Here is a 215-nt window from a genome sequence, read left to right on the forward strand (position 1 = left end):
AAATGGGTGTTCTTTGGCAGCCAGGGGATCATTGCTGAGAACGTCCAACACGAGCAGCGCAAGATCATCAAGTACAGCCAGCTGGTGGCCAACATGATCATCCTCCACAACGTGGAAGGCATGAGCCGGACCTTGGCCGAGATGAGGAAGGAGGGGATTGAACTGACGCCCGAGATCCTGGCCGGCCTGTCGCCTTATCGGACCAGCCACATCAA

The 215-nt window shown here is 56.7% G+C and carries 1 protein-coding gene; it reads left to right on the forward strand.

The genetic code is table 11. From position 1 onward, the window contains the following. Window positions 1-215 (forward strand): Tn3 family transposase (locus tag QMX78_RS21575; RefSeq protein ID WP_282273509.1); only part of this gene is annotated, 215 nt, incomplete at both ends.

The organism is Stenotrophomonas sp. PS02298 (genome assembly GCF_029959445.1).
Classification (GTDB): Bacteria; Pseudomonadota; Gammaproteobacteria; order Xanthomonadales; family Xanthomonadaceae; genus Stenotrophomonas.